Origin of the sequence: Escherichia sp. KTE96 (assembly GCF_000408525.1) — a bacterium.
Taxonomy (GTDB): domain Bacteria; phylum Pseudomonadota; class Gammaproteobacteria; order Enterobacterales; family Enterobacteriaceae; genus Escherichia; species Escherichia marmotae.
This window is the reverse complement of the sequence record NZ_KE137149.1, coordinates 3,001,853-3,024,125: the sequence shown is the minus strand read 5'-3', so window position 1 is coordinate 3,024,125 and position 22,273 is coordinate 3,001,853. Positions and strand designations below refer to the sequence as shown.

General features: G+C 50.4%; 21 protein-coding genes. 12 read left to right on the top strand and 9 right to left on the bottom strand.

Annotated features, from left to right (window positions below; translation table 11 throughout):
• The first annotated feature begins 119 nt into the window (after positions 1 to 119).
• The 4 genes from A1WG_RS00550 (at position 120) to torZ (ending at position 5,375) form a co-directional block, all read left to right on the top strand.
• Positions 120 to 686, top strand: a complete 567-nt coding sequence (locus tag A1WG_RS00550) for a VOC family protein (protein ID WP_001516550.1) — start codon at positions 120 to 122, stop codon at positions 684 to 686.
• A 13-nt stretch (positions 687 to 699) separates the two neighbouring features.
• The gene (gene cutC, locus A1WG_RS00555) at positions 700 to 1,446 is read left to right on the top strand and encodes a copper homeostasis protein CutC (protein ID WP_001185711.1); all 747 of its coding nucleotides are present in this window, start codon (positions 700 to 702) and stop codon (positions 1,444 to 1,446) included.
• Between the two features lie 374 nt (positions 1,447 to 1,820).
• Positions 1,821 to 2,921 (top strand): NapC/NirT family cytochrome c, encoded by a 1,101-nt coding sequence (locus tag A1WG_RS00560; RefSeq protein WP_001516549.1) that lies wholly within the window; start codon positions 1,821 to 1,823, stop codon positions 2,919 to 2,921.
• A gap of 24 nt (positions 2,922 to 2,945) precedes the next feature.
• Complete coding sequence (torZ, locus tag A1WG_RS00565; RefSeq protein WP_001516548.1) at positions 2,946 to 5,375, top strand: trimethylamine N-oxide reductase TorZ; 2,430 nt, start codon at positions 2,946 to 2,948, stop codon at positions 5,373 to 5,375.
• A gap of 197 nt (positions 5,376 to 5,572) precedes the next feature.
• Here the strand turns inward: torZ and cmoB are convergent, their stop codons facing one another.
• Genes cmoB through A1WG_RS00590 form a run of 5 tightly spaced genes read right to left on the bottom strand, consistent with a single transcriptional unit; the run spans position 5,573 to position 9,154 of the window.
• Positions 5,573 to 6,544 (bottom strand): tRNA 5-methoxyuridine(34)/uridine 5-oxyacetic acid(34) synthase CmoB, encoded by a 972-nt coding sequence (cmoB, locus tag A1WG_RS00570; RefSeq protein ID WP_001516547.1) that lies wholly within the window; start codon positions 6,542 to 6,544, stop codon positions 5,573 to 5,575.
• Complete coding sequence (gene cmoA, locus A1WG_RS00575; RefSeq protein WP_000019599.1) at positions 6,541 to 7,284, bottom strand: carboxy-S-adenosyl-L-methionine synthase CmoA; 744 nt, start codon at positions 7,282 to 7,284, stop codon at positions 6,541 to 6,543. Before cmoA ends, cmoB begins: the two co-directional genes overlap by 4 nt.
• 40 nt (positions 7,285 to 7,324) lie before the next feature.
• A complete protein-coding gene (locus A1WG_RS00580; RefSeq protein ID WP_000252980.1) occupies positions 7,325 to 7,720 on the bottom strand; it encodes an MAPEG family protein in 396 nt (131 codons plus the stop codon).
• Between the two features lie 52 nt (positions 7,721 to 7,772).
• A complete protein-coding gene (locus A1WG_RS00585) occupies positions 7,773 to 8,591 on the bottom strand; it encodes a DUF72 domain-containing protein (RefSeq protein ID WP_000639250.1) in 819 nt (272 codons plus the stop codon).
• Positions 8,588 to 9,154, bottom strand: a complete 567-nt coding sequence (locus tag A1WG_RS00590; RefSeq protein WP_000891641.1) for a hydrolase — start codon at positions 9,152 to 9,154, stop codon at positions 8,588 to 8,590. The genes A1WG_RS00585 and A1WG_RS00590 overlap by 4 nt, the downstream gene beginning before the upstream one ends.
• A gap of 310 nt (positions 9,155 to 9,464) precedes the next feature.
• On the opposite strand from A1WG_RS00590, the gene aspS reads away from it, so the two are divergent.
• The 4 genes from aspS to ruvC all read left to right on the top strand — a co-directional run bounded on the left by aspS (position 9,465) and on the right by ruvC (position 13,211).
• Entirely contained in the window at positions 9,465 to 11,237 is a 1,773-nt protein-coding gene (gene aspS, locus A1WG_RS00595) for an aspartate--tRNA ligase (RefSeq protein ID WP_001258665.1), read from the top strand.
• 117 nt (positions 11,238 to 11,354) lie between these two features.
• Positions 11,355 to 11,807, top strand: a complete 453-nt coding sequence (nudB, locus tag A1WG_RS00600) for a dihydroneopterin triphosphate diphosphatase (protein ID WP_010375688.1) — start codon at positions 11,355 to 11,357, stop codon at positions 11,805 to 11,807.
• Positions 11,808 to 11,914: 107 nt separating this feature from the next.
• A complete protein-coding gene (locus tag A1WG_RS00605; RefSeq protein ID WP_000907234.1) occupies positions 11,915 to 12,655 on the top strand; it encodes a YebC/PmpR family DNA-binding transcriptional regulator in 741 nt (246 codons plus the stop codon).
• 34 nt (positions 12,656 to 12,689) lie between these two features.
• Complete coding sequence (gene ruvC, locus A1WG_RS00610; protein ID WP_001516546.1) at positions 12,690 to 13,211, top strand: crossover junction endodeoxyribonuclease RuvC; 522 nt, start codon at positions 12,690 to 12,692, stop codon at positions 13,209 to 13,211.
• Position 13,212: 1 nt separating this feature from the next.
• Here ruvC and A1WG_RS00615 read toward each other — a convergent pair whose 3' ends face one another.
• A complete protein-coding gene (locus A1WG_RS00615; protein ID WP_016242660.1) occupies positions 13,213 to 13,815 on the bottom strand; it encodes a YebB family permuted papain-like enzyme in 603 nt (200 codons plus the stop codon).
• 277 nt (positions 13,816 to 14,092) lie between these two features.
• Here A1WG_RS00615 and ruvA point away from each other — a divergent pair, with 277 nt between their 5' ends.
• Positions 14,093 to 14,704, top strand: coding sequence for a Holliday junction branch migration protein RuvA (gene ruvA, locus A1WG_RS00620; protein ID WP_000580346.1), 612 nt, complete (start codon positions 14,093 to 14,095; stop codon positions 14,702 to 14,704).
• A gap of 8 nt (positions 14,705 to 14,712) precedes the next feature.
• Entirely contained in the window at positions 14,713 to 15,723 is a 1,011-nt protein-coding gene (gene ruvB / locus A1WG_RS00625) for a Holliday junction branch migration DNA helicase RuvB (protein WP_000568526.1), read from the top strand.
• Between the two features lie 87 nt (positions 15,724 to 15,810).
• On the opposite strand, the gene dsbB is transcribed toward ruvB, so the two are convergent.
• A complete protein-coding gene (dsbB, locus tag A1WG_RS00630; protein ID WP_000943467.1) occupies positions 15,811 to 16,341 on the bottom strand; it encodes a disulfide bond formation protein DsbB in 531 nt (176 codons plus the stop codon).
• Positions 16,342 to 16,486: 145 nt separating this feature from the next.
• Positions 16,487 to 18,028 (bottom strand): Na(+)/H(+) antiporter NhaB, encoded by a 1,542-nt coding sequence (gene nhaB / locus A1WG_RS00635; protein WP_001516544.1) that lies wholly within the window; start codon positions 18,026 to 18,028, stop codon positions 16,487 to 16,489.
• Positions 18,029 to 18,249: 221 nt separating this feature from the next.
• Between nhaB and fadR the strand changes: the two genes are divergently transcribed.
• Positions 18,250 to 18,969 carry a fatty acid metabolism transcriptional regulator FadR gene (fadR, locus tag A1WG_RS00640; RefSeq protein WP_001516543.1) on the top strand — a complete coding sequence of 240 codons (720 nt, stop codon included), beginning with the start codon at positions 18,250 to 18,252 and terminating at the stop codon, positions 18,967 to 18,969.
• A 143-nt stretch (positions 18,970 to 19,112) separates the two neighbouring features.
• On the opposite strand, the gene A1WG_RS00645 is transcribed toward fadR, so the two are convergent.
• Positions 19,113 to 20,645, bottom strand: coding sequence for a SpoVR family protein (locus A1WG_RS00645; protein WP_000190867.1), 1,533 nt, complete (start codon positions 20,643 to 20,645; stop codon positions 19,113 to 19,115).
• A gap of 329 nt (positions 20,646 to 20,974) precedes the next feature.
• Here A1WG_RS00645 and dadA point away from each other — a divergent pair, with 329 nt between their 5' ends.
• Complete coding sequence (dadA, locus tag A1WG_RS00650) at positions 20,975 to 22,273, top strand: D-amino acid dehydrogenase (RefSeq protein WP_001266919.1); 1,299 nt, start codon at positions 20,975 to 20,977, stop codon at positions 22,271 to 22,273.

Here is a 22,273-nt window from a genome sequence, read left to right as displayed (position 1 = left end):
ACGTGCGCGTGGCGTATTGCCGTTTTCACTATTGCACCGGGGACTGCGCGAAATCAGCAGTTGGTTGGCGCAGGGCAACAAGGTAAATTAACGCTTTTGCTGAAAGACGAAGAGTGATTATGGCTAACTGGCAATCTGTCGACGAGTTGCAGGATATTGCAACGGATTTACCGCGATTTATCCACGCATTAGACGAACTTTCCCGTCGTCTGGGGCTGGATATTACTCCGCTGAATGCCGATCACATTTCCTTGCGTTGTCATCAAAACGCCACCGCTGAACGCTGGCGTCGTGGGTTTGAACAGTGCGGCGAACTCCTGTCAGAAAATATGATCAATGGCAGACCGATTTGCCTGTTTAAATTGCATGAACCGGTACAGGTTGCTCACTGGCAGTTTTCGATAGTTGAGTTACCGTGGCCTGGGGAAAAACGTTACCCGCACGAAGGCTGGGAACATATCGAAATCGTTCTGCCTGGTGATCCAGAGACACTGAACGCCCGTGCACTGGCATTACTTTCTGATGAAGGGCTTAGTCAGCCGGGGATCTCGGTTAAAACCAGTTCGCCAAAAGGTGAGCATGAGCGATTACCCAATCCAACGCTGGCCGTCACCGACGGTAAAACCACGATTAAGTTTCATCCGTGGTCCATTGAAGAGATCGTCGCCAGTGAGCAGTCGGCGTAATTAAGGAGTAAAAATGGCATTACTGGAAATTTGCTGTTACAGCATGGAGTGCGCGCTGACGGCGCAGCAAAACGGTGCCGACAGAATAGAGCTGTGTGCGGCACCGAAAGAAGGTGGCTTAACGCCGTCGCTGGGCGTGCTGAAGTCTGTGCGTCAGCAGGTTACTATCCCTGTGCATCCGATTATCCGTCCTCGCGGTGGCGATTTTTGCTACAGCGACGGCGAGTTTGCAGCCATTCTTGAGGACATCCGCACAGTACGCGAATTGGGATTTCCTGGACTGGTGACGGGGGTTCTGGATGTTGACGGTAATGTCGATATGCCACGAATGGAAAAAATAATGGCGGCTGCCGGTTCGCTGGCCGTCACTTTTCATCGCGCCTTCGATATGTGCGCTAACCCTTTAAATGCACTGAATAATCTTGCGAAATTAGGCATTGCCAGGGTGCTGACATCGGGGCAAAAATCAGACGCGCTGCAAGGTTTATTAAAAATTATGGAACTTATTGCCTATGGTGATGCTCCAATCATCATGGCCGGAGCTGGAGTTCGTGCAGAAAACCTGCACCACTTCCTCGATGCCGGAGTGCTGGAAGTCCATAGCTCCGCGGGAGCGTGGCAAGCCTCACCGATGCGTTATCGTAATCAAGGATTGTCCATGTCATCAGATGCACTCGCGGACGAGTATTCGCGTTATGTCGTAGACGGGGCGGCGGTTGCTGAAATGAAAGGAATCATTGAACGCCATCAGGCCAAATGATTTTTACCGTTGCATCATGTCGCCCAATATGATGCTTGCTCGTACCAGGCCCCTGCAATTTCAACAGGGGCCTTTTTTTATCCTTGATCAGTATGAAAAATGAACAGTCATCGTGTAATAGCGTGCAAAATCATGCTGCTAAAAATGTTTTATATATTCATATTAATTATGTGATTTAAATTTTTAAAACTGCCAAATATATATTAAAAATAACGACTGGTTTCTTCTTTAATAATTAATGGTTAAATTGCAATAAATCATATTTTTTGTCGATTATTTCAGGCAGTGTTGTGCCGAATTTAGTGAGTTATTAATTCGTTGTGTATTTATTTATACAACTGGTTCGGTGTACTGGAATTTAATTAGAGGAATTTATGCGAGGAAAAAAACGCATTTGGTTATTTTTTTTGCTCATGGCAGTAGCGGTGGGTGGCGGTGGGTTATTGCTGGCGCAAAAAACGTTGCACAAAACGTCGGAAACGACATTTTGTCTTTCCTGCCACTCAATGAGCAAACCGTTTGAGGAATATCAGGGAACTGTCCATTTTTCTAATCAAAAAGGTATTCGTGCTGAATGTTCCGACTGCCATATTCCAAAGTCAGGAATGGATTATTTATTTGCTAAATTAAAAGCATCTAAAGATATTTATCATGAATTTGTTAGCGGCAAAATAGACAGCGACGATAAGTTCGAATCCCATCGTCAGGAAATGGCCGAAACAGTGTGGAAAGAATTAAAAGCCTCAGACTCTGCAACGTGCCGTAGTTGCCATACTTTTGAAGCCATGGATATTGCTTCACAAAGTGAATCTGCACAGAAAATGCACACCAAAGCGCAAAAAGACGGCGAAACGTGTATTGATTGCCACAAAGGAATAGCCCATTTTCCGCCAGAAATAAAAATGGATGACAACGCGGCACATGAACTGGAAAGTCAGGCCGTCACATCAGTGACTAATGGTGCGCATATTTATCCTTTCAAACCTTCCCGCATAGGCGAGCTGGCTACTGTAAATCCTGGCACCGATCTCACGGTTGCTGATGCCAGCGGTAAACAGCCGATCGTTCTGTTACAGGGCTATCAAATGCAGGGTAGTGAAAACACGCTCTACCTGGCGGCAGCTCAACGACTGGCGTTAGCCACACTAAGTGAAGAAGGTATCAAGGCGCTAACGGTAAACGGGGAATGGAAAGCTGACGAATACGGTAATCAATGGCGTCAGGCGTCATTACAAGGGGCGCTTATCGATCCCGCATTAGCGGACCGTAAACCGCTATGGCAATACGCTGAAAAACTCGACGATACCTATTGTGCTGGTTGCCACGCGCCGGTTGCCGCCGACCATTACACCGTCAATGCCTGGCCGTCCATTGCGAAAGGGATGGGGACGCGAACCAGCATGAGCGAAAACGAACTGGATATTTTGACGCGGTACTTCCAGTACAACGCCAAAGATATTACCGAGAAACAGTGATCCTCGTTGATCAGGGAGGAAGTTATGACATTAACAAGACGTGAGTTTATTAAACATAGCGGTATTGCGGCAGGGGCGCTGGTGGTGACATCGGCTGTACCGTTACCTGCATGGGCAGATGAGAAGGGCGGTAAAATTCTTACCGCAGGCCGCTGGGGGGCGATGAACGTAGAAGTGAAGGACGGTAAGATTGTTTCTTCTACAGGCGCGCTGGCGAAGACCATCCTGAACTCCTTACAGTCTACGGCGGCGGATCAGGTACACACTACGGCGCGTATTCAGCATCCGATGGTGAGAAAAAGTTATCTCGACAATCCACTGCAACCGGCAAAAGGTCGTGGCGAAGACAGTTACGTTCAGGTGAGCTGGGAACAGGCATTAAAACTGATTCATGAGCAACACGATCGCATCCGCAAGGCCAACGGTCCTTCGGCCATTTTTGCCGGATCTTACGGCTGGCGTTCTTCTGGCGTGTTGCATAAAGCGCAAACTTTACTGCAACGTTATATGAATCTGGCGGGCGGTTATTCAGGACATAGCGGCGATTACTCAACCGGGGCTGCGCAGGTGATCATGCCGCACGTTGTCGGTTCTGTGGAGGTCTATGAACAGCAGACTTCCTGGCCACTGATTCTGGAAAACAGTCAGGTGGTGGTGTTGTGGGGCATGAACCCGCTGAATACCTTAAAAATTGCCTGGAGTAGTACCGATGAGCAAGGGCTGGAATACTTCCATCAACTGAAGAAATCTGGCAAACCGGTGATTGCCATCGACCCTATCCGTTCTGAAACGATCGAGTTCTTTGGCGATAACGCTACCTGGATCGCGCCGAATATGGGCACCGACGTGGCGCTGATGTTAGGGGTTGCGCACACCCTGATGACACAAGGCAAACACGATAAAGCGTTCCTTGAAAAATACACAACCGGCTATCCGCAATTTGAAGAGTATCTGACCGGCAAGAAAGATAATACGCCGAAGAGCGCCCCCTGGGCGGCGGAAATTACCGGTGTGCCAGAAGCGCAAATAGTCAAACTTGCCGAACTGATGGCGGCGAATCGCACGATGCTGATGGCCGGCTGGGGAATTCAGCGGCAGCAATACGGTGAGCAGAAACACTGGATGCTGGTGACCCTGGCGGCGATGTTAGGACAGATTGGTACGCCGGGCGGCGGCTTTGGTTTCTCTTATCATTACTCCAACGGCGGCAACCCAACACGCGTTGGCGGTGTGCTGCCGGAAATGTCTGCGGCGATTGCCGGACAGGCCAGCGAGGCCGCTGATGATGGTGGAATGACGGCGATTCCTGTCGCCCGTATTGTCGATGCGCTGGAAAATCCTGGTGGCAAATATCAACACAACGGTAAAGAACAAACTTACCCAAATATCAAAATGATCTGGTGGGCTGGCGGCGGTAATTTCACCCATCACCAGGACACTAACCGTCTGATAAAAGCCTGGCAGAAACCAGAGCTGATCGTCGTTTCTGAATGCTACTGGACGGCGGCAGCCAAACACGCGGATATCGTATTACCGATCACCACATCGTTTGAGCGCAATGACCTGACGATGACCGGCGATTACAGCAACCAACATATTGTGCCGATGAAGCAGGTTGTTGACCCACAATTTGAAGCACGTAACGATTTTGACGTATTTGCTGACCTTGCTGAATTACTGAAACCTGGCGGAAAAGAGATCTATACCGAAGGTAAAGATGAAATGGCGTGGCTGAAATTCTTTTATGATGCCGCTCAGAAAGGTGCCCGTGCGCAGCGCGTCACTATGCCGATGTTTAATGCCTTCTGGCAGCAAAATAAACTGCTTGAAATGCGCCGCAGCGAGAAGAACGAGCAATATGTTCGCTATGGCGATTTCCGCGCCGATCCGGTGAAGAATGCTCTGGGTACGCCAAGCGGAAAAATTGAGATCTATTCCAAAACGCTGGAAAAATTTGCTTATAAGGATTGCCCGGCACACCCAACCTGGCTTGCACCTGATGAGTGGAGAGGCACCGCCGACGAGAAGCAGTTGCAGCTTCTGACCGCGCATCCGGCACACCGTTTACACAGCCAGCTTAACTATGCGGAGTTGCGTAAAAAATATGCGGTTGCCGATCGTGAGCCGATCACCATTCACACCGAAGATGCTGCTCGCTTTGGTATTGCGAATGGCGATCTGGTGCGTGTCTGGAACAAACGCGGTCAGATTTTGACTGGCGCTGTGGTGACTGATGGGATCAAAAAAGGCGTGGTGTGCGTGCATGAAGGCGCATGGCCGGATCTGGAAAATAGCTTGTGTAAAAACGGCTGCGCAAACGTGTTAACGGCGGATATTCCAAGCTCTCAGTTGGCGAATGCCTGCGCCGGTAACACCTCGCTGGTGTATATCGAAAAATACACGGGCAATGCGCCGAAGTTGACGGCGTTTGATCAGCCAGCCATTCAGGCATAAGAAGTAAATAGCGCCCGGAAACGGGCGCTAAATTGCAGATAAAGTGTGCTTTATTCATGCCGGATGCGGCGTGAACGCCTTATCCAGCCTGCAAATTTGTGCAAATTTAACATATTGCAGGAGACGGGTAGGCCTGATAAGCGTAGCGCATCAGGCGGTTTTGGCGTTTGTCATCAATCTCAGCGCTCGGAAACGGGTTACGGCTTACGCGCAATCAGCACCGCGCGTTTAGGCGCAGGATAGCCTTCTACCGTTTTACTCGGATCATGCGGGTCGAGGAAATCAGACAAAGACTCGGTAACCATCCATTCAGTACGGCGCTGCTCTTCTGTAGAGGTAACGCTCACGTCCGCAATGCGGATATCAACAAACCCACACTTCTTCAGCCAGTTTTTCAGCGCCAGTGCTGATGGAATGAAATAGACATTACGCATTTGCGCGTAACGATCGCCTGGCACCAGTACTGTGTGCTCATCGCCATCAACAATCAGCGTTTCCAGCACCAGTTCGCCTTCATTCACCAGTTGATCTTTTAACTGCCACAGATGTTCCAGCGGTGAGCGGCGATGGTACAGCACGCCCATCGAAAAGACGGTATCAAAGGCTTTCAGCGCCGGAAGTTGTTCAATACCTAACGGCAGCAGATGCGCGCGCTGATCGTTACCTAACAACTTACGCACCGCTTCGAACTGGCAGAGAAAAAGTTGCGTAGGGTCAATCCCCACCGCCAGATGCGCGCCTGCGCCAATCATGCGCCACATGTGATAACCGCTGCCGCAGCCAACATCGAGGATCGTGCGCCCGGTCAAATCAGAGAGATGCGGCAGAACACGATCCCATTTCCAGTCAGAACGCCATTCGGTGTCGATGTTAACGCCATACAGCGAGAACGGCCCTTTACGCCACGGCATCAGGTTGCGCATCAGTGTTTCAATGCGTTTAATCTGCCCGGCACTCAGCGGCTCTTTGCTTTCCGCCGTTACGCTATGCAGTAAATCAAGACGATACGGTTTAATTTCGGGCAGAAATTCCACCGCATTGGACCACTGTTTAAACAGACCGTGCTGCTGTTCACGTTGCCAGTTGGCAATCTGTGCAGGGAGGGTTTCCAGCCAGTGCGAAAGATGATTTTTGGCAATCAGAGAATAAAAGTTACCAAAGTCGATCATGCAGCGTCCTCTGCTTTCAATGCCACCAGTGAGCCAAAGTTAAAGCACTGGAACCATAACTCGCTATGTTCAAATCCGGCTTTATGCAGGCGTGCTTTATGGGTTTCCACAGAATCGGTCAGCATCACGTTTTCTAACATGCTGCGTTTTTGGCTGATCTCCAGCTCGCTGTAACCGTTGGCGCGTTTAAAATCGTGGTGCATGTTGAACAGCAGTTCACCGACTTTGGCATCTTCGAAACTGAATTTTTCCGAAAGCACCAGCGCACCGCCAGGATTCAGTCCTTGATAAATTTTATCCAGTAATGCCTGACGTTCAGAAGGCTCAAGGAATTGCAGGGTAAAATTCAGTACCACCATCGACGCGTTTTCAATGGCAATATCGCGAATATCACCCTCGATTACTTCTACAGGTGTTGGCGCTTTATAGGCGTCGATATGGCGACGGCAGCGTTCAATCATCGCCGGGGAGTTGTCGATGGCGATAATTTTACAATTATCATGATGAATATTGCGACGCACCGAGAGCGTCGCCGCGCCCAAAGAACAGCCCAGATCGTAAACCTGCGTACCAGGTTGTACGAAGCGTTCGGCCAACATGCCAATCATTGAAATAATATTGGAATAGCCGGGAACGGAACGCTGGATCATATCCGGGAAGACTTCGGCTACCCGTTCATCAAAGGTCCAGTCGCCCAGTCTGGCGATAGGGGCAGAAAATAACGTGTCGCGGTGAGACATAACGTAAAAATCCGGGAAAAAGAAAGTGGCGTATTGTGCGCTAACGCAGGGAGAAAACCAACTCCCAGGGCATATACCAAAGATTCGCCAGCACCATCAGCAACAGCGCACACCAGGTGGCGCTCATGCCGGAACGCCGCCAGCGAAACAGACGGTGATGAAAACCGTAATAATGCATCAGACGCCCGGCAAGCAGAACAATGCCGCAAATATGTACCATCCAGGTTTCTGCGCCATTCATTTCCATAAACAGCATCAATACAATCGCGATGGGAATATATTCCACCGCGTTACCGTGAATGCGAATGGCGCTTTGCAGTTCGCTAAAACCGCCGTCACCATAGGCAACGCGATATTGCATTCGCAGGCGAACAACATCAAAAGAGAACTTCATTAATAACAACGCACTTAAAACGGCATACAGCGCGCTTACCATACAAACTCCCTTTAAAATGGCCGATGGCTCCTGTCTATGATAGGTGGCAATTTCAGAAAAGAGAAGATTGCTGTGGAATAGCCGGAACTGCTCCGATCTCTGGAAGTGTCTTACGTAAGTCTTCCCAAAGGGTATGTACCAGTTCCGGTGCCTGGGCAATATCTGGCGTATGTAAAAAAAGATAAGGCGTGGTGGTCTGGTGCCACTGTGCTAATTTTTGTAACCAGACCTGAAATAATTCCCGATTTTGCGTCATATCATCGCTGCCGATAAAACGGATCAGTGGGTTTGTCGCTGTTAATACGGCATGAACCGGAACTTTGGGCTTTTTCCGTTGCGCGTCGCGAATGGCTTCATTATGCGGACGCGCTGCATGAACCGGACGGCTGTCTAAAATCACCCGATTAACGCCGCGCTGATGCAAACCGCGATTAAGCGTTTGTTCCTCTACCTCTTTGGCAAAAAACAGCGGATGACGAACTTCCACACCATAGGTAAATTCGCGAGGAAGGGAATCGAGAAAGTGCCACAGTGCAGACAGATCCCGGGGGCCAAATGTGGCGGGCAGTTGCAGCCAGTATTGCCCAATGCGCGGCGCTAACGGTGACATGCGGGTTAAAAATTCTGCTACTAAATCATCGCAATGTCGCAATGCGGCCTGGTGCGAAATGGTCGCCGGAAATTTAAAACAAAAACGAAAATCATCGCTGGTTTGCTCGCGCCAGCGCAGAACCACTTCCGGCTTTGGCAGAGCATAAAGGGTCGTGTTGCCCTCCACGCAGTTAAAATGGCGGGCGTACTCTTCCAGGCTGGAGATCCCCAACCGCACCCATTTTGGATGCGACCATTGCGGCAGACCGATATAAATCATAACGCGTTGAGGATCTCTTCCACGCGACGCACACGAGCAATGCGCGGGTAGATATGGTTGATGCTGTTGTTGTGCTGTTCGGTACTGGCGGCGCTACAGGCGTCTTCAGCGATCACCAGATTAAACCCTAACTCCCACGCGTTACGGGCGGTGGACTCAACGCCGATATTGGTTGAAATCCCACACAAGACAATGGTGTCAATGCCACGACGGCGTAATTGCAACTCTAGATCCGTACCGTAAAACGCACCCCATTGACGTTTAATGATTTCAATATCGCTGTCAGTTGCACCTAACGCCGCAGGATGCCGCCACCAGTTCTCCGGCAACGTTTTGGCAGGCGAAGGCGCATCAACCGGCTGTTTCAATGCTTCGGCATAATCGGCAGACCAGCCGACGCGCACCAGAAATACGGACTGTCCGTTTGCGCGAAATTTCGCCGCCAGTTTTCCGGCGCGATTAACAACATCCTCGGCAGTATGTGGGCCACCGGCAAAAGGCAAGATGCCTTCCTGTAAATCAATCACCACCAGCGCAGTGGTTTTAGCATTAAGCTCAAGCATGATCTCTCCTGATAAAACAAAATCGTACCTCTCACCTTAATGCGATTAGCCGATGGCAGGATGACAAATTTTGTTAATTTTTATGTGTTCAGGCAACACCTTTATAGCAAACAAGGGTAGAGTCTGATTCCAGGCCTGATATAAAGTGGTAACGAGTCGTTCCAGAGCGGGCCAGACTCTTACGGTGCGGCAGAATTTCCAGTATAATAGCCGCCTTTTTTCATTCAGTTGTGACATACAGCTAACGCTGCGACTTAGGTCACCTGCGCAGCAGGGGACATCCGCCGGCAGCTAAGTTAAGGGATATCTCATGCGTACAGAATATTGTGGACAGCTCCGTTTGTCCCACGTGGGGCAGCAGGTGACTCTGTGTGGTTGGGTCAACCGTCGTCGTGATCTTGGTAGCCTGATCTTCATCGATATGCGCGACCGCGAAGGTATCGTGCAGGTATTTTTCGATCCGGATCGTGCGGACGCGTTAAAGCTGGCCTCCGAACTGCGTAATGAGTTCTGCATTCAGGTAACGGGCACCGTGCGTGCGCGTGACGAAAAAAATATCAACCGCGATATGGCGACCGGCGAAATCGAAGTGCTGGCGTCTTCGCTGACCATCATCAACCGCGCAGACGTTCTGCCGCTTGACTCTAACCACGTCAACACCGAAGAAGCGCGTCTGAAATACCGCTACCTCGACCTGCGTCGTCCGGAAATGGCTCAACGCCTGAAAACGCGCGCTAAAATTACTAGCCTGGTGCGCCGTTTTATGGATGACCACGGCTTCCTCGACATCGAAACTCCGATGCTGACCAAAGCGACGCCGGAAGGCGCACGTGACTACCTGGTGCCGTCTCGTGTGCACAAAGGTAAATTCTACGCGCTGCCGCAGTCTCCGCAGTTGTTCAAACAGTTGCTGATGATGTCCGGTTTCGACCGCTACTATCAGATCGTTAAGTGTTTCCGTGACGAAGACCTGCGTGCTGATCGTCAGCCTGAATTTACCCAGATCGATGTGGAAACTTCTTTCATGACCGCGCCGCAAGTGCGTGAAGTCATGGAAGCCCTGGTGCGTCATCTGTGGCTGGAAGTGAAGGGCGTAGATCTGGGCGATTTCCCGGTAATGACCTTTGCGGAAGCTGAACGCCGTTATGGTTCTGATAAACCGGATCTGCGTAACCCGATGGAACTGACCGACGTTGCCGACCTGCTGAAATCCGTTGAGTTTGCGGTATTCGCGGGGCCAGCGAACGATCCGAAAGGTCGTGTTGCTGCTCTGCGAGTTCCGGGCGGGGCATCGCTGACCCGTAAGCAGATCGACGAATACGGTAACTTCGTCAAAATCTACGGCGCGAAAGGTCTGGCTTACATCAAAGTCAACGAACGCGCGAAAGGTCTGGAAGGTATCAACAGCCCGGTAGCGAAATTCCTCAACGCTGAAATCATCGAAGCCATCCTGGATCGTACCGCCGCACAAGATGGCGATATGATTTTCTTCGGTGCCGACAACAAGAAAATTGTTGCCGACGCGATGGGCGCACTGCGTCTGAAAGTCGGTAAAGATCTTGGCCTGACCGACGAAAGCAAATGGGCACCGCTGTGGGTTATCGACTTCCCGATGTTTGAAGACGATGGCGAAGGCGGCCTGACGGCAATGCACCATCCGTTCACCTCACCGAAAGACATGACTGCCGCCGAGCTGAAAGCGGCACCGGAAAATGCGGTGGCGAACGCTTACGATATGGTCATCAATGGTTACGAAGTGGGCGGTGGCTCTGTGCGTATCCATAATGGTGATATGCAGCAGACGGTGTTTGGCATTCTGGGTATCACCGAAGAAGAACAGCGCGAGAAATTCGGCTTCCTGCTCGATGCCCTGAAATATGGTACGCCGCCGCACGCAGGTTTGGCATTCGGTCTTGACCGTCTGACCATGCTGCTGACCGGCACCGACAACATCCGTGACGTTATCGCCTTCCCGAAAACAACGGCGGCAGCGTGTCTGATGACTGAAGCCCCGAGCTTTGCCAACCCAACTGCACTGGCTGAGCTGAGCATTCAGGTTGTCAAGAAGGCTGAGAATAACTGATATGAATAAAATACACGAAATCATTTGCGGTGCATCGAGGCGGCAACTGAGTGAACTCCCATGAGCATAGATAACTATGTGAATGGGATGAGCGAAAGCAGCCAACGAAGAGGCAGCGTGAAGGATAAAGTGTATAAGCGTCCCGTTTCGATCTTAGTGGTCATTTACGCACAAGATACGAAACGGGTGCTGATGTTACAGCGGCGTGACGATCCTGACTTCTGGCAGTCGGTAACCGGCAGTGTGGAGGAGGGTGAAACCGCGCCGCAAGCTGCTATGCGCGAAGTAAAGGAAGAGGTCACCATTGATGTTGTTGCTGAACAACTGACCTTAATTGACTGTCAGCGCACGGTAGAGTTTGAAATTTTTTCACATTTGCGTCATCGCTATGCGCCGGGCGTGACGCGTAATACGGAATCATGGTTCTGTCTTGCGCTACCACACGAGCGCCAGATTGTTTTTACTGAACATCTGGCATACCAATGGCTTGATGCGCCCGCTGCGGCGGCGCTTACTAAGTCGTGGAGCAACCGACAGGCGATTGAACAATTTGTAATTAACTTAGCCTGAGAAGGCGTATACACAAAATCCTTCGAGCTGTATCAAGGTGGTAAACGAGAGCCGCTAACGCAGGCAGCCTGAAGGATCAAGTGTATAGTTATTTTGGAGATATTTTTATGGCAGGTCATAGTAAATGGGCCAACACCAGACATCGTAAAGCTGCGCAGGATGCTAAGCGCGGTAAAATCTTCACTAAAATCATTCGTGAGCTGGTGACCGCAGCTAAACTGGGTGGTGGCGATCCGGATGCTAACCCGCGTCTGCGTGCTGCCATTGATAAAGCACTGTCTAACAACATGACCCGTGACACCCTGAACCGCGCAATTGCACGTGGTGTGGGCGGTGATGATGATGCGAACATGGAAACCATCATCTACGAAGGTTACGGTCCTGGCGGCACTGCAATCATGATTGAATGTCTCTCTGACAACCGCAACCGTACCGTTGCTGAAGTGCGTCACGCATTCAGCAAATGTGGTGGCAACCTCGGTACTGACGGTTCCGTGGCTTATCTGTTCAGCAAAAAAGGTGTGATCTCCTTCGAGAAAGGTGACGAAGACACCATTATGGAAGCGGCGCTGGAAGCAGGTGCTGAAGACGTTGTGACCTATGATGACGGCGCGATTGACGTTTACACCGCATGGGAAGAGATGGGTAAAGTACGCGACGCTCTGGAAGCGGCAGGTCTGAAAGCAGATAGCGCGGAAGTATCTATGATCCCGTCAACCAAAGCTGATATGGATGCAGAAACCGCACCGAAACTGATGCGTCTGATCGATATGCTGGAAGACTGCGACGACGTGCAGGAAGTTTACCATAACGGTGAGATCTCTGATGAGGTTGCAGCGACCCTCTGATGAGGCCGGCTAAACAACAAAACGGAGACGCGTGATGGCGATTATTCTCGGCATTGACCCGGGTTCACGCGTTACCGGTTACGGCGTTATCCGCCAGGTGGGCAGACAACTGTCCTACCTGGGTAGCGGATGCATACGCACCAAAGTGGATGATTTACCGTCTCGTCTGAAGCTCATTTATGCGGGCGTGACGGAAATCATCACCCAGTTCCAGCCAGATTATTTCGCAATCGAACAAGTCTTTATGGCGAAGAACGCCGATTCTGCCCTGAAACTGGGGCAGGCGCGTGGTGTGGCGATTGTGGCAGCGGTGAATCAGGAATTGCCGGTATTTGAGTATGCCGCTCGCCAGGTAAAGCAAACCGTGGTGGGTATTGGCAGTGCCGAGAAAAGCCAGGTGCAGCATATGGTTCGCACCTTGCTGAAACTTCCCGCTAACCCGCAGGCAGACGCCGCTGATGCGCTGGCAATTGCCATCACCCACTGCCATATCAGTCAGAATGCGATGCAGATGAGCGAATCGCGGCTGAATCTGGCTCGCGGGCGACTGCGTTAAATTATACTGCCTCGGTCAGTTCAGGCTGAGGCGTACCTACACCTTCGGCATGAATCAACACCAGACCCGGATGATGCCACAAACTCGCTGGCGTTACGGTTTTTCGCGCCCACGGAATTGAGCCTAAAAACCAGAATTTCCAGAAAGTAAGTTTTGCATGTGGATTGCTGTGTAATAACTCTTCAAAAGTTTCTATCTCGCCTACCGGAATACATAATGCTTCTTTATAAATATCAAAGACAAACTTTGAGCAGAACTGGCGAGATGACTCATATTTAAACCCGGTGTGATAGAGCTTGCGCAGTCGAGAGGGAACCTGTTCTATCAGCCTTTGTTTTTGCTGTTCTGTCAGCCCTGCACCTAATCGCTTTACGGCATAGCGTTGGTGAGAAGAACGTTTAATAAAATGGGACAGTGTGGTGATGGTGGAGAGGGGAACACGGCTTTCTGCGACCAGAAAATCATCGCCGTCATGACCGATAATGATCCCGACGTGATTACTCCAGCAATTTGATGCGGCAGAAATTTGGCCGAATAATGCGGCACCTATACATGTAAATACAATATCACCAGTTTCATATTCAGCAGGATAATTAATATTCACTTTATCATTCCATTGAAATAAATTTGAATATGTTTAATAACATAAAATCTTTTTTATCGCAGGTATAGTCAAGTTTATTTTTTTTTGGGGGGTCTTTTACCTGAATATTTAATATATAAAATATTTGCTTTCAATATGACCTGGAGAATGAATTATGCAGTGACAATTCTCCGTTCATCGAGACGCCTCGCAATTTTTCTGCATCCTTCGCTGGATATCTATCCAGCATTTTTTTATCATACAGCATTATCTTTGATTCATTACGCAGGAGCGTCATGTGATAGGCAGGCTGAGAGGCATCATTCTGGAAAAACAACCCCCGCTGGTGTTACTTGAAGTGGGCGGCGTAGGCTATGAAGTGCATATGCCGATGACCTGTTTTTATGAACTCCCTGAAGCGGGCCAGGAAACGATAGTCTTCACCCACTTTGTAGTACGTGAAGACGCGCAGTTACTGTACGGTTTTAACAATAAGCAAGAACGCACGCTGTTTAAAGAACTGATTAAAACCAACGGTGTGGGGCCGAAACTGGCACTGGCGATCCTCTCTGGTATGTCAGCGCAGCAGTTTGTTAATGCCGTTGAGCGTGAGGATCCTGCAGCACTGGTGAAATTACCTGGCATAGGTAAAAAAACTGCCGAACGGCTGATTGTTGAAATGAAAGATCGCTTTAAAGGCCTGCACGGCGATCTGTTTACACCGGCTGCCGATCTGGTGTTGACCTCACCGGCAAGCCCGGCAACCGACGATGCCGAGCAGGAAGCGGTTGCTGCGCTGGTGGCGCTGGGCTATAAACCACAAGAAGCCAGCCGCATGGTGAGCAAAATCGCTCGTCCTGATGCCAGCAGTGAAACATTAATTCGCGAAGCCCTGCGCGCCGCGTTATGAGGTAAAGGATGATTGAAGCAGACCGTCTGATTTCTGCCGGTACGACCTTGCCGGAAGATGTGGTAGATCGCGCTATTCGCCCCAAATTACTGGAAGAGTATGTTGGTCAGCCGCAGGTCCGTTCGCAGATGGAGATTTTCATCAAAGCGGCGAAACTGCGCGGCGATGCCCTCGATCATCTATTGATTTTTGGTCCTCCTGGCCTGGGAAAAACCACGTTAGCCAACATCGTTGCCAATGAAATGGGCGTCAATTTACGCACAACGTCTGGTCCGGTACTGGAAAAGGCGGGTGACCTGGCGGCAATGCTGACCAACCTTGAACCGCACGATGTGCTGTTTATTGATGAGATCCATCGTCTCTCGCCAGTCGTGGAAGAGGTGCTGTATCCGGCGATGGAAGATTACCAGTTGGATATTATGATTGGTGAAGGCCCGGCAGCGCGTTCGATAAAAATCGATCTACCACCGTTCACCCTGATTGGCGCGACCACGCGTGCTGGCTCATTGACATCGCCATTGCGTGACCGTTTCGGTATAGTGCAGCGCCTGGAGTTTTACCAGGTGCCTGATCTGCAATATATCGTCAGTCGTAGCGCACGGTTTATGGGGCTTGAGATGAGTGACGATGGCGCACTGGAAGTCGCTCGCCGGGCGCGAGGTACGCCACGTATCGCTAATCGTTTGCTGCGTCGTGTGCGTGATTTTGCCGAAGTGAAGCATGATGGCACCATCTCGGCAGATATCGCCGCCCAGGCGCTGGATATGCTTAATGTCGATGCAGAAGGTTTCGATTATATGGATCGCAAGTTATTGCTGGCGGTAATCGATAAATTCTTCGGTGGTCCGGTTGGCCTGGATAACCTGGCTGCAGCCATTGGCGAAGAGCGTGAAACCATTGAGGATGTGCTGGAACCTTATTTGATTCAGCAAGGCTTTTTGCAGCGTACACCGCGCGGGCGTATGGCGACAGTGCGGGCGTGGAACCACTTCGGGATTACACCGCCAGAAATGCCGTAGAGCGGATAAAGCGTTAACGTTGCATCTGGCATTGAATTATTGACAGGATGAATCGAGACAGGCGCTCCCGCAGGAGCGCCTGATTGATTAGCGACCAAACAGGTCACGTTTTTTCGCTTTAAATGGCTGGGAAATCACCACCAGCACTGCGACAATCAGGTAAGCAACAAAAATACCGAGCAACCACTGCGGCATATCCAGACCTAAAAACTCCCACTGACGCTCAGCGCAATCACCAGAGGCGACAAACACTTGTGGCACCCATTTATCCAGCGGCAGCCAGTCTGGGAAGCGAACCATGAAATCACAGGTCATAAACGGCGAAGGATAGAGCTGGAGCATGGTGTGTTCGTAAGTTAACTGCACACCACGAAACGCGCTATACAACCAGATAATCATCGCCACATAACGCAGCGGCGTTTTCGGGGCGATAGCGCCAATCAACGCGGCACCCAGAACACCGAATAACGCGCAGCGTTCATAAATACAGAGCACGCAAGGTTTCAATAACATCACATGCTGGAACCACAGCGCCGTCAGTTCCAGTGCCAGAGCGGTAAGCGCCATTAACAACCAAGCACCCCGCCCCTGTGAACATTGGTTCAAAAATCGCAACATAATAATTTCCCTGCAATATGCATCGAATGCGCAGTTTAAACCAATTCATTCGTTGCGCCACCAGGAGGGAGTAAAAATAGGATGTAATTGAACAATTATCGGGCGGAAAGGCAAACCGGGCATGAATATGCCCGGTAAGTTGTTATCAAAGCGTTGCTATCCACCCCATTTGCATAAACCATTCAGTTACAGGGGCAAGAGTAAACTCTACGCAGAGTAGCCCGACGAGGGTCAGTACGAGGGTGTAGGGCAGAGCCATCCATACCATGCGGCCATAAGAAAGACGTATCAATGGCGCGAGAGCGGAGGTTAACAGGAACAAGAACGCAGCTTGTCCGTTCGGCGTGGCGACGGATGGCAGGTTGGTCCCGGTGTTAATGGCGACGGCCAGCAGTTCATATTGCTTCATACTGATAGCGCCGCTCTCCATTGCTGCTTTGGCTTCGTTGATATAAATCGTTCCCACAAAGACGTTATCCGAAATGGAAGACAGCAAACCGTTGAAGATATAGAACAGCGATAGCTGGGCGTGTTCTGATGCCTGCAATACAAACTGGATAATTGGGGAGAACAGTTGTTGGTCGATAATCACCGCAACTACCGAGAAAAAGACCGTCAACAGTGCAGTGAATGGCAGAGATTCGGTGAAGGCTTTGCCGATAGCATGTTCATCAGTGACACCGGTCAGTGATGTAGTCAGAATAATGACAGACAAACCAATCAGGCCGACTTCCGCCAGATGCAACGCCAGCGCGGTGACCAGCCAGACGCCGATAATCGCCTGGACAATCAGGCGAATTTTATCCTGACGTGTACGCTGGTTACGGCTTTGATCGTCAAACTGCTGCAGCACTTCGCGGACTTTCTCCGGCAGCGTTTCACCGTAGCCAAACCAACGCATTTTCTCCACTAACAGGCAGGTTAACAAACCACAAATCAGAACCGGGACGGTTACTGGTGACATGCGCAGGAAGAAATCGCCAAAATGCCAGCCAGCAGCTTTCGCAATAATCAGGTTTTGCGGTTCACCGACCATGGTCATCACACCGCCTAATGCAGTACCGACACCCGCGTGCATCATCAGGCTACGCAGAAAACCACGGAACTGCTCCAGCACCACCTTGTAATGCTTGTCGATATGGCTGTCGTCTTGCAGATCGGTATCTTCGGCACGGGAAGAAGCCACTCGGTGATAAATACCATAAAAACCCACCGCAACGCTGATCACCACGGCCACTACAGTTAAGGCATCCAGGAACGCGGAGAGAAACGCAGCCGCCACACAAAAAGAGAGCGATAACAGCATTTTGGAGCGAATGCTTAACAGCAAGCGGGTAAAGATGAACAGCAATAGCTGTTTCATAAAATAGATACCCGCCACCATAAACATCAGTAGCAGCAAGACTTCAAGATTCGCCGCCACCTCTTCACGGACGTGCTCCGCGCTGGTCATGCCTATGAATACCGCTTCGATAGCCAACAGGCCGCCAGGCAGTAGCGGATAGCATTTGAGCGCCATCGCCAGGGTGAAAATAAATTCCGCTACCAACAGCCAGCCAGCAACAAAAGGGCTGATGAGGAAAATTAACGGGTTAACAATTAAGAAAATAATGAGGGCAAGTTTGTACCAGTCAGGTGACTGGCCCAAAAAATTGCGCCATAACGCGCGGCCCCAGGAGATCTCCATGATGGTTTCCCTTACCTTACAAATAATAAATGATGTTTTTATGTTAGAACGCAAAGCTTAACGGCCAGGCAGGAGTGAGGCAAGTCTTGATAGTCAAGCGGAAAGAGATGCGGAAAATGAAGCCCTGATCCCTTTTTTCTTCTTTTTGTCTGCTATCAGCGTAGTTAGCCCTCTGGTATGATGAGTCCAACTTTGTTTTGCTGTGTTATGGAAATCTCACTATGGTCATTAAGGCGCAAAGCCCGGCAGGTTTCGCGGAAGAGTACATTATTGAAAGTATCTGGAATAACCGCTTCCCACCCGGGACTATTTTGCCCGCAGAACGTGAACTTTCAGAATTAATTGGCGTAACGCGTACGACGTTACGTGAAGTGTTGCAGCGACTGGCACGAGATGGCTGGTTGACTATTCAACATGGCAAGCCAACGAAGGTGAATAATTTCTGGGAAACCTCCGGTTTAAATATCCTTGAAACACTGGCGCGACTCGACCACGAAAGTGTGCCGCAACTTATTGATAATTTGCTGTCTGTGCGTACCAATATTTCAACTATTTTTATTCGCACCGCGTTTCGTCAGCACCCTGATAAAGCGCAGGAAGTGCTGGCAACCGCCAATGAAGTGGCCGATCACGCCGATGCTTTTGCTGATCTGGATTACAACATTTTCCGCGGTCTGGCGTTTGCCTCTGGCAACCCGATTTACGGCCTGATCATTAACGGGATGAAAGGGTTGTACACGCGCATTGGTCGTCACTATTTTGCTAATCCGGAAGCGCGCAGTCTGGCGCTGGGTTTCTACCACAAGCTGTCGGCATTGTGCAGTGAAGGCGCGCACGATCAGGTTTACGAAACGGTGCGTCGCTATGGGCATGAGAGTGGCGAGATTTGGCACCGGATGCAGAAGAACTTGCCAGGTGATTTAGCCATTCAGGGGCGATAATCCATCCAGACTGATGACAAACGCGTAATTGCCTGATGCGCTATGCTTATCAGGCTTACGTTGTTCTTGCAATATATTGAATTTTCGATACTTTGTACGCCACATCAGGCAAAAATGAGTCCTCCTCAAATGAGGAGGACTTTTTACAGATTTCCCATTCTTGGCGGGCAACGTTCCAGCAACTCGACGCTGCCATCTTCGTTTTGCTGCTCCAGCGTCACATCAAATCCCCACAAACGATGCACATGTTTCAGCACCTCTTTACGTCCCCGATCCAGCGGAGCGCGGTTATGCGGAATGTAGCGTAGAATCAGCGAACGGTCGCCGCGCAAATCCACGTTCCAGATCTGAATATTCGGCTCCAGATTGCTTAAGTTATATTGCGACGATAATCGGTTACGGATCTCCCGATAACCTTCCTCATTATGAATGGCAGAAATTTCCAGATAATTATGCCGATCATCATCCAGCACGGTGAAGAAGCGGAAATCACGCATTACCTTCGGTGACAGGAATTGACTGATAAAGCTCTCATCTTTGAAATCACGCATCGCGAAATGCAGCGTTTCCAGCCAGTCAGAACCGGCGATATCCGGGAACCAGTATTTGTCTTCTTCCGTTGGTGACTGACAAATCCGCTTAATATCCTGGAACATGGCGAATCCGAGAGCATACGGATTAATGCCGCTGTACCACGGGCTGTTATACGGTGGCTGGAAGACCACATTGGTGTGACTATGCAAGAACTCCAGCATAAAGCGTTCGGTCACTTTCCCTTCATCGTACAGATGGTTAAGGATGGTGTAGTGCCAGAAGGTGGCCCAGCCTTCGTTCATCACCTGAGTCTGTTTTTGCGGATAAAAATACTGGCTCACCTTACGCACAATGCGCAGGATTTCACGCTGCCATGATTCCAGCAGTGGGGCATTTTTCTCCATAAAATAGAGCAGGTTTTCTTGTGGTTCGGAAGGATAGCGGCGCGCTTCGGCAACGGTTTTCTCTTCTTCGCGTTTCGGCAGGGTACGCCAGAGCATATTGACCTGACTTTGCAGATACTCTTCGCGGCTTTTCTGCCGGGCTTTCTCCTCTTGCAGCGAGATTTTTTGCGGGCGTTTGTAACGATCCACTCCGTAGTTCATCAGCGCATGGCACGAGTCCAGCAGCTTTTCTACCTCATCAACGCCATAACGTTCTTCGCACTCGGTAATGTATTTGCGGGCGAAAATCAGGTAATCGACAATCGAACTGGCATCGGTCCAGCTACGGAATAAATAATTGTTTTTGAAGAAAGAGTTATGGCCGTAACAGGCATGCGCCATCACCAGCGCCTGCATGGTAATGGTGTTCTCTTCCATCAGGTAAGCGATACACGGGTTAGAGTTTATGACAATTTCATAGGCCAGCCCTTGTTGGCCATGCTTATACAGGCGCTCAGTTTCGATAAACTTCTTACCAAATGACCAGTGCGGATAGTTAATCGGCATACCGACGCTGGAGTAGGCATCCATCATCTGTTCTGAGGTGATCACTTCAATCTGGTGCGGGTAGGTATCCAGCCGATAGAGTTTCGCCACCCGGTCTATCTCTGCCAGATAAATATCCAGCAGCTCGAACGTCCAGTCGGGTCCATCGCTCAAACGTGTGGTGTCCTTATTCATAGAATCGATCGTCGCCATACGCGCACCTCATTGTTGTCGGTACTCTCTGTGTGGAGGACCTCATTTCAAGCATAGAACACCCGTTAAAAACCGCGTCGCCGGAGAATTTTTTTCTTTGCGATTTCTTATTATCGTAGTGCCAATAATCAGCCTCTGAACGGAATTTTCTGCTGGATAAAAAGCACCTTCAGCAGGAGATACCAAAGACGGCATATTCCCACAGCGTCAGGGAGATGTGAGCCAGCTCACCATAAAAAAGCCATATGTTGAATAATATTTTCATCTAGGTTATCAAGATGTAATTAGATTATTGTTCTTTTACTGTATCTACCGTTATCGGAGTGGCTATGCGAGTTGTCATACTGGGAAGTGGTGTGGTAGGCGTTGCCAGCGCCTGGTATTTAAATCAGGCAGGACATGAGGTCACCGTTATTGATCGGGAACCGGGAGCAGCCCTGGAAACCAGCGCAGCAAATGCCGGGCAAATCTCGCCTGGTTATGCGGCACCGTGGGCGGCGCCAGGTGTGCCGTTGAAGGCGATTAAATGGATGTTTCAGCGCCATGCACCGCTGGCGGTTCGTCTCGACGGTACGCAATTTCAGTTGAAATGGATGTGGCAAATGTTACGTAACTGCGACACCAGCCACTACATGGAAAACAAAGGGCGGATGGTGCGCCTGGCGGAATACAGCCGTGATTGCCTGAAAACATTACGTGCTGAGACTAACATCCAGTATGAAGGGCGGCAGGGCGGGACGCTGCAACTGTTCCGTACCGAACAACAATATGAAAACGCGACTCGCGATATTGCCGTTCTGGAAGATGCTGGTGTGCCGTACAAACTACTGGGATCCAGCCGTCTGGCGGAAGTGGAGCCAGCGCTGGCCGAAGTGGCACACAAACTCACCGGTGGCCTGCAACTGCCCAATGACGAAACCGGCGATTGCCAGCTCTTTACCCAGAATTTAGCGCGAATGGCGGAACAGGCGGGGGTTAAATTCCGCTTTAATACGCCTGTCGATCAACTGCTTTGCGACGGTGAGCAGATCTATGGCGTGAAGTGTGGTGATGAAGTGATTAAGGCCGATGCGTATGTGATGGCATTTGGTTCTTACTCGACAGCGATGCTCAAAGGCATTGTTGATATTCCGGTCTACCCGCTGAAAGGTTACTCGCTGACCATTCCTATTGCACAAGAAGATGGTGCGCCGGTGTCCACTATTCTCGATGAAACCTACAAAATTGCCATTACACGTTTCGATAATCGCATCCGTGTCGGCGGAATGGCGGAAATTGTTGGCTTTAATACTGAACTGCTACAGCCGCGTCGTGAAACGCTGGAGATGGTGGTTCGCGATCTCTATCCGCGCGGCGGTCATGTTGAGCAGGCCACGTTCTGGACGGGGCTACGCCCGATGACGCCAGATGGCACGCCGGTTGTGGGGCGTACACGCTTTAAAAATTTGTGGCTGAATACCGGTCACGGCACGCTCGGCTGGACGATGGCTTGCGGTTCTGGTCAGTTGTTAAGCGATCTGCTCTCTGGTCGCACGCCCGCTATCCCGTATGAGGATTTAAGCGTGGCGCGCTACAGCCGTGGATTTACGCCATCGCGCCCGGGTCATTTACATGGCGCGCACAGCTAA